Below are 7,355 nucleotides of genomic sequence, written 5' to 3' on the forward strand. Positions count from 1 at the left end.
CCTAAGCCAATATCAGCTAAGTTAGCAGCAACTGCAGCAGCAGACCCCATACTCGAACCACCGCAAGCATGCCCTTTTAATTTAGGATTTTGCGCAGCGCCATAATGTATGTTATTACCCTCTAAGCTATAAGCCAGCTCGTCAGTATGGGTAAAGCCTATAAAGTTACAACCAGCGGTCATGAGCTTATTAACCGAGCTTGCCGTATTTTGAGCCGGTTTAGCTGTTTTAAACCAGTGTGGGTTGCCTGCGCTGTTACGCTCGCCCTTTACTGCAAATACATCTTTTACAGCTAAGCGATTGTTTGCAAGCACTCCAGAGTGGTTTGTTTGCCACAGGGTAGGACCGTGATTGCAAAATATACCTTTGTTGTTTTTTTTATCACTCATTTGCAGCTCATTATTATAAAACTGACCAAGTACTTACTTATTAAGTTAAGAGTGATTAAAAAGCGGGCTGGTTATTATTATTATGAATACCAATTTTATTAAAAACATGATCATTTTATCGGATTAAATAGCGCACTCACTGCGTCATTTTCTTCGCGTTATAATAGATCACTAATTTAATGCAATTGCTAAGGCTCCGCTTTTTAATCGGTAGTTTTGATTTTATAGTGCTTAGACTAAGCAAGAGGAATGCCATAAATTAAAATCCTGTCCAACTGGTCAGGTTTTGTTGGGTTGTATGAGATTTGTAAATGTGGGCTGTAGAAATAGTGAGATTAAAATGAGCTAAAACAAACCAACTTGGTGCGCAGATGCACCAAGTTGGTCTCTATTTATATGGTTTTGAGTGCTAAATAAGGGGCGTTTTACTGATGATTAAACCGTTAATATCGGCGAAAACCCAATCGTTAGGTTCAATAGTAGTGCTAAGCATAGTAACTGCTTGGTTTTTATCACCAAAGCCGCGCTTTAAGGTACTACGCGGTGTAGAGCCTAGCGCCATTACAGGTAAGTTCATCGTGGCGAGTATTTCTATATCTCGGCAACAGCCATTTATTATTACGCCTTCCCAGCCATTATTTAGGGCACGCTCAGCCATAATATCGCCTATAAACGCAAAGCGTTTGCTCGCAAACCCGTTTATAACCAATACTTTACCTTCACCATTTTCATGCAATATATCGGCGGCAAAAGAGTTGTCTTCTGGGCAGGTAACGGTAACTACTTTGCCATAAAACGTGGTTTTTTTACCAAAGTGATAAAGGCCGCTGTCTGCTACTTGCACGTTATCGCGATGATCGTCAAATAAATCGGGTGTAGTAAAGGATGTCATGGGTTAAGTCTCACTTTGCTCAGGTATTTTAAGACCAATACCTTTTAAAATTATGTGGGCAATTGATTGCGTAATTTGTGCCACATCGGTTTCGTCGTACTCTAATTTGTTCATTACGAGTAAAACCTCAGCCTGAAAGTCGGCGTAATATTGCGTGGTAGACCAAATAGTAAAGAGCAAATGGTAGGGATCAACCTTATCCATTTTATCAGCGTCCATCCATGCTTGAAGTACATCAACCTTTTGTTTAACCCAAGGGCGGGTATTGGTTCTAAAGTAGTTTTGTAAATAGGGTGCACCGCGCAGTATTTCACTGGCAAATAAGCGAGATTGCATTGGCTGATTTACGGCCAGTATTACTTTGCTTTTAATATAGTTATAAAGCACGGTAGCTGGATCGTCGTTAATTGTGACGTTATCGAGCCCTAAGTTCCAATTAGCTATTATGCGGTCAATCACAGACTCGTACAGACCATCCTTACTTTTAAAGTAATACAAAATATTAGCTTTTGGCACCTGCGCTTCTTTAGCAACCATGCTCATACTTGCTCCGTCGTAACCTAATTGCGAAAACAATTGCTCGGCGGCATCTAAAATTAGTTTTTGGTTTTTCTCGCGTGTGACTTCTTTTTTATTTGGCTTTATTTGTGTGGTCATTATAAAGTTTGCGTGTTTAACGTATTGATTGATTGTAGCTTTACTGACCAAAAGGTCAATTACTAAAAAGGGTGAATGCTCAAAACAAATGAGAGGTTTAAGCTATTAACTTTAGGGTCTGTTGATCTTTGCGGATTAAAATTTGTTCAAACTAGGGGCTATTTAATCGCGGCGCGAGATTTGTAACCTAGTGGGCTAAGTAAAAACCGAGCAACAAAGAGTAAGTAGCCCCTAGGAAGAACCCTTTGGGCAGCGCCTGTTTGGCATTAATGCTACGTTATCGCCCATTAATGGGGAATAACCACACTATATAGGCTCTGCCTTGCCTAAATACCAAACAGACTGCTGCAAATTCAACCTTGAAAGAACAACAGACCCTTATTGTTTAATTAAATAATTACTGTTAGTTTAGTTTCAAATTTACGAGTAGTACTTTTGGATTGGCAAATGGATTTTATAAGCAAAAATAAATACACGCTTTATGGAGTCGCGGCCATATTACTGTGGAGTTGCTTAGTTGCATTACTACGGGATATTTCTGAGTTGTTTAGCCCCATTGGTGGTGCGGCGGCTATGTATTCTGTCAGTGCGATATTTTTAATTTTGGTTATGGGAGTGCCCAAGTTTAGTGGTTTTTCGAAACGTTACTTGGTAATAGGTACTTTATTATTTGTATCGTACGAAATTTGCTTGGCGCTTTCTATTGGTATGGCAAATAGCCGTCATCAGGCAATGGAAATGGCGGTTATTAATTATTTATGGCCCACGCTGACTATACTGCTCTCTATTATTATTGGTCGTAAAAAAGTAAGTTTCTGGGTTTACCCAAGCATGATCATTGCTTTTTTAGGCGTTGCTTGGTGTATTACAGGCGATCAAAAAATGTCACTCGATACGCTTGTTACTAACTTTGCTGATAATCCTGCTACTTACTTAATGGCATTAGCTGCAGCGTTTATATGGGCTATTTATTGCGTAGTTACGCAAAAGCTGAGTAATGGTAAAAATGCTATTACGTTATTTTTTACTGTCACGGCAATGAGTTTGTGGGCGCAATATGGTTTTAGTAATGAAGCACCATTAACGTTTTCACTCAGCTCAAGCATAACGTTGCTATTAGCTGGTGTAGTAGTGGGGAGCGGTTATGCACTGTGGAATCAAGCTATTATTGGCGGTAACTTAATGCTTTTGGGAACACTTTCGTACTTTACACCGGTGTTTTCTACTATTATTTCGGCGTTGTATTTATCTATTACGCTGAGTGCTTCGTTTTGGCAGGGGGTTGTACTGGTAACAGTGGGCTCGCTAATTTGCTACTTTGTAACGCGAGAAAAGCCTAAACAACCTCAAATAGCGTCTGCAACATAAGACTAATTTTATTAAAAATAAGCCCTATTATTTTAGGGCTTTTTGTTGCGTGCAGATTATTTTGCATTATTTACCTGCGCTAGTAACTCTATAACTTTTTGTTGACCAAATGTTTGTGCAAATTGCTCTGCTGTTTGACCGGCTTTGTTTTGATGCGCGTTGTCGCAATCAAGTGATACGAGTGTTTTAGCTATACTAAATTCACCTCTAAAAATAGCGGCCATTAGCGCTGTGTTGCCACGGTTATCTTCTAGACAGGCATTAGCGCCTAAGTGTAAAAGTGTGTTAACCGTGTTTTTATTACCATGGTAAGTAGCAATCATTAACGCGGTGTAGCCTTTATTGTTGTAGCTGTCGATAGGAATACCGGCATCTACAAATTGCTCTATTACAGCTGTGTCGTTTGTGCGTGCTGCGGCAAAGTAATAAGCAAATAAACTATCGTATTGAGTTTTTGCAGAATGTTGGGTTTCAGATTGCGTACTGGGTGTTTGTGTATCTGATGTATTTTGAGCGTAAACGCTACTGGTAAAGCTCAGAAATAGAGCGACTATAATTAATAAATTACGCATAATAATTGTCTCTTATAAAAGAGGAAGGGTTTATTCCTTCCTCATGATTGTGGTTTAAATAGCTATTTAGTTGGGACTAATTGCTTTTAACTAGTTGCTTATAAGTTAGCGGCTAGTTGTTTAACCATTTTAAGGTCGCCGTTTACAGCTTTAGTTAAGCGTGTACCGTACTCACTATCAGCTTTGTAAAAGTGGCTAAGCATTTTGTGTTTAACACTGCTGTTTTGCACTTTGCCTAAATCGCCTGCTAGGTTATTAATTAGGTTTGTACGTTCTTGCTTGCTAAAACCACGGTATATAACACCAGCTTGCGCGAAGTTTTGCTGTTTTTTAATCGCAGCTTGTTGTACAAAGCCTTTTAGCTCTGTGTTACTTCTACGTGCAATTGGGTTTTCAGCTACGTTTTCTTGGCTTGGCTGGTAGTTCACATTGCTTGTAGTGTTACCAATATTCATTGCGCCGTCTTGGTTGTAGTTAACCACTTCAACTTTTGCACGGTTAATTGGCAGTTGCTGGTGGTTAGCACCTAGGCGGTACATTTGTGTATCAGCGTAAGAAAACATACGACCTTGTAATAGTCTGTCTTCTGATGGCTCAATACCTGGAATAATGTTTGCCGGTGCCATTGCTACTTGTTCCGTAGATTGGAAGAAGTTAGTTGGCATACGGTTTAGGGTCATTGTTCCTACTTTAGTTTCTTTAATGTCTAACCACATTTTTGTTGCATCTAACGGGTTGTAATCAAAGTCATCAAGCTGCGATGGATCAAGCGTTTTAATGTACAGATCCCATTTAGGGAAATTGCCTTTGCCAATTTCGCTGTAAAGGTCGCGTGTTAAGTGTTGGAAGTCTTGGCTTTGCACTTTAGCTACTTCTTTTGCGTCAAGGTTATCAATACCTTGTTGGCTTACCCAATGAAACTTAACGTATTTAACATCGCCCGATTTGTTAATCATTTTGTATGCATGTACACCCCAACCGTCCATTTTACGAAGACTTGCTGGTGTACCGTAGTCGCTGTAAACCCACGTTAGCATTTGTGTAGAACCTGGTTCGTGCGAGAAAAAGTCAAATACGCGGTTAGGATCTTGAATGTTATCAACCGGTGATGGCTTTAACGAGTGAACCATGTCTGGAAATTTAATCGCATCGCGAATAAAGAACACCGGTAAGTTGTTACCTACTAAATCCCAGTTACCTTGGTCTGTGTAAAACTTAGTTGCAAAGCCACGTGGGTCACGCAGTGTTTCTGGGCTGCCTTTTGAGTGAATTACCGATGAAAAACGAACAAATACGTCTGTTTCTTTACCAGCTTGTGCAAACGGTGCTGCAATTGTTAAATCGTCTAGCTCTTTTGATGCTACAAACACACCGTGTGCGCCGGTACCACGAGCATGCACAACACGCTCAGGAATACGCTCACGTGCAAAGCGTTGCAGTTTTTGAATTAGTTGCACGTCTTCTAGTAATACACTGCCACGTTCGCCAGCAGTAATTGAATTTTGGTTGTCGCCAACAGCTGCGCCGTTATCTTTAGTAAGAGTTGTTGCTGCGCTTGCCGATAATGCCATTGCAAGTGCCAGTGCAGTTAGTGTTAATTTTGTTTTGTTTATTTGAGTATTCATTGTCGACCTCATCTATTTAAAAGTGCCGGCAGTGGTGCAGGCTGTTAATCTGTTAACGATAGTATTAATTTTATTAACTTCGGTAAAACTGATTAATTAGATTGATGTGATTTGTAAAACAGATGAGATGAATTTGCAGATACACTTTTTACATTAATGTAATTTTTTTTACTACGACCTTAGTCGCAATATGCTTTTATAAAATTTATTAAATACAAAGGTTTTTAGTTTTATCTGGCGGTATTTTCACCAAGCTGGTGCGTTTTATACTTACAGTGTGTTGACATATTCGCACAATAAAGGGAATATGCTCAACCAGTGAGCTTATGCCCATTACTGAGTTGCACTAAAAAGTTGCACAATATTAATCGCGCTTAACTCGTTATACTTAAATTAGCTAAACCAAACAGTGTTAATAAGGTGACAAGATGAATACTAATATTGAGCTAGTGATATTTGATTGTGATGGCGTTGTTATTGATAGCGAAATTTTAAGCGCACAAGTACTCATTAATATGCTTGTTGAAAAAGGCGTTGAGATTGACCGCGCTTATGTACAGCAACACTTTTTAGGCTGCAACTTTAAAACAGTAAGCCAAAAAATAGCGGATGCATTTAATGTCACTCTTCCTGAAAGCTTTGAAGGTGACTACCGCGAGGCACTATTAAACGAATTTGAAACCGGACTAACCACGACTGATGGTATAGAAGACGTACTTAACAATTTAGCTGTGCCTATTTGTATAGCTACAAGCAGTAGCCCAGCACGCACCGCAAAAGCGTTGAGCGTAGTGAGTTTAAGTAAGTACTTTAGCGATACGGTTTTTACCAGCAGCGAAGTTAAGCGTGGTAAACCGGCGCCTGATTTATTTTTACATGCAGCTAAGCAAATGGGTGTAAAGCCAGAGCATTGCTTAGTAATTGAAGACAGTAAAGCCGGCGTAAATGCAGGAATTGACGCCAATATGCAAGTACTGCATTACAGCGGTGGGCAACATATGCAAGGCTCTGTTAATCATGTACACAGTGCTTACCCAAATGTTGATCATTTAACGCATTGGCAAGATTTTTTAAGTGCATACCCTGCACTTAAAAAGCAGTAAACACGCAGCTTTTTAAATAAACAAAGTTTTAAACGCGATTTGCTCGCCTTACACACTGACAGGCAAGCAAACGCAAAATATAAATGTAGATGGTTTTGCTTTACTAAAAATAAAACAAAACATGGCAAAACATCATGCGTTTATAAGCCAAATTATAAAAGGCAAAGTATTTAGGTACTATACCAATCTGCTTGAATATGGGGTTTATTTAACGATAAGAAAATTGCACTGTAACTAGGCAAAAATTTTTATATCTAGTTGTTCTAAATATAAAATTTTTAACGACGTTATGGGGTAATTTAACTCGTTAAATTATTCAAATAGTTATGCAGATTGGTATCAAATGCTTTGCTGTTAACAATAGGAAATACCATGGCAACGAGTCCACACACACAAACATTTAAAGATGTAAACGAAGAGCAACTTCCTGTTGCTAATAATAAGCTTCACGGCTGGAAGCATTTTGCAGGGCTATACGCCGGCGAACATGTTGCGGCTACTGAATTTGTTATTGGTGCAACGTTTGTTGCATTAGGCGCTTCAACCATCGACATTCTACTGGGTTTATTAATAGGTAACCTGTTAGCAATGTGTTCTTGGTGGCTGATTACTGCACCCATTGCAGTAGAAACCCGCTTAAGTTTATATAACTACTTAAACAAAATTGCTGGTAACTCAATGACCAAGCTCTATAACTGGGCTAACGTGGTTATTTTTAGTGTTATATCGGCCGCGATGATCACGGTATC

Annotated in this window: 7 protein-coding genes and 1 pseudogene; 3 read left to right on the forward strand and 5 right to left on the reverse strand. The window is 39.3% G+C overall.

Features of this window, described 5'->3' with window-relative positions; all coding sequences use genetic code 11:
- From L652_RS0100270 to L652_RS0100280, 3 genes are all read right to left on the reverse strand, one after another.
- On the reverse strand, positions 1–389 hold a 389-nt coding region (locus tag L652_RS0100270), incomplete at its 3' end, for an amidase family protein (protein ID WP_029770081.1).
- A 409-nt stretch (positions 390–798) separates the two neighbouring features.
- Positions 799–1,281 carry a putative 4-hydroxy-4-methyl-2-oxoglutarate aldolase gene (locus L652_RS0100275; RefSeq protein ID WP_024595738.1) on the reverse strand — a complete coding sequence of 161 codons (483 nt, stop codon included), beginning with the start codon at positions 1,279–1,281 and terminating at the stop codon, positions 799–801.
- A gap of 3 nt (positions 1,282–1,284) precedes the next feature.
- Complete coding sequence (locus tag L652_RS0100280) at positions 1,285–1,938, reverse strand: TetR/AcrR family transcriptional regulator (protein ID WP_004334664.1); 654 nt, start codon at positions 1,936–1,938, stop codon at positions 1,285–1,287.
- 447 nt (positions 1,939–2,385) lie between these two features.
- Here L652_RS0100280 and yddG point away from each other — a divergent pair, with 447 nt between their 5' ends.
- Positions 2,386–3,306 (forward strand): aromatic amino acid DMT transporter YddG, encoded by a 921-nt coding sequence (gene yddG / locus L652_RS0100285; RefSeq protein WP_024595737.1) that lies wholly within the window; start codon positions 2,386–2,388, stop codon positions 3,304–3,306.
- A gap of 56 nt (positions 3,307–3,362) precedes the next feature.
- Here the strand turns inward: yddG and L652_RS0100290 are convergent, their stop codons facing one another.
- Together L652_RS0100290 and L652_RS0100295 are read right to left on the reverse strand one after the other, a co-directional pair.
- A complete protein-coding gene (locus L652_RS0100290; protein ID WP_004334678.1) occupies positions 3,363–3,878 on the reverse strand; it encodes an ankyrin repeat domain-containing protein in 516 nt (171 codons plus the stop codon).
- Positions 3,879–3,976: 98 nt separating this feature from the next.
- Positions 3,977–5,503 carry a catalase gene (locus L652_RS0100295; RefSeq protein WP_024595736.1) on the reverse strand — a complete coding sequence of 509 codons (1,527 nt, stop codon included), beginning with the start codon at positions 5,501–5,503 and terminating at the stop codon, positions 3,977–3,979.
- A 428-nt stretch (positions 5,504–5,931) separates the two neighbouring features.
- On the opposite strand from L652_RS0100295, the gene L652_RS0100300 reads away from it, so the two are divergent.
- Both L652_RS0100300 and L652_RS0100305 read left to right on the forward strand, forming a co-directional pair.
- Positions 5,932–6,606 (forward strand): HAD family hydrolase, encoded by a 675-nt coding sequence (locus L652_RS0100300; protein WP_024595735.1) that lies wholly within the window; start codon positions 5,932–5,934, stop codon positions 6,604–6,606.
- A 372-nt stretch (positions 6,607–6,978) separates the two neighbouring features.
- Positions 6,979–7,355 (forward strand): annotated as a pseudogene (locus L652_RS0100305) (hypothetical protein); the annotation flags it as partial.

Origin of the sequence: Pseudoalteromonas sp. TB25, assembly GCF_000497995.1 — a bacterium.
Classification (GTDB): Bacteria; Pseudomonadota; Gammaproteobacteria; order Enterobacterales; family Alteromonadaceae; genus Pseudoalteromonas; species Pseudoalteromonas distincta.

Bases quoted from the DNA above. Each gene is read 5' to 3' on its own strand.
- L652_RS0100275 (WP_024595738.1), bottom strand. From the start codon at position 1,281: ATGACATCCTTTACTACACCCGATTTATTTGACGATCATCGCGATAAC.
- L652_RS0100280 (WP_004334664.1), bottom strand. From the start codon at position 1,938: ATGACCACACAAATAAAGCCAAATAAAAAAGAAGTCACACGCGAGAAA.
- yddG (WP_024595737.1), top strand. From the start codon at position 2,386: ATGGATTTTATAAGCAAAAATAAATACACGCTTTATGGAGTCGCGGCC.
- L652_RS0100290 (WP_004334678.1), bottom strand. From the start codon at position 3,878: ATGCGTAATTTATTAATTATAGTCGCTCTATTTCTGAGCTTTACCAGT.
- L652_RS0100295 (WP_024595736.1), bottom strand. From the start codon at position 5,503: ATGAATACTCAAATAAACAAAACAAAATTAACACTAACTGCACTGGCA.
- L652_RS0100300 (WP_024595735.1), top strand. From the start codon at position 5,932: ATGAATACTAATATTGAGCTAGTGATATTTGATTGTGATGGCGTTGTT.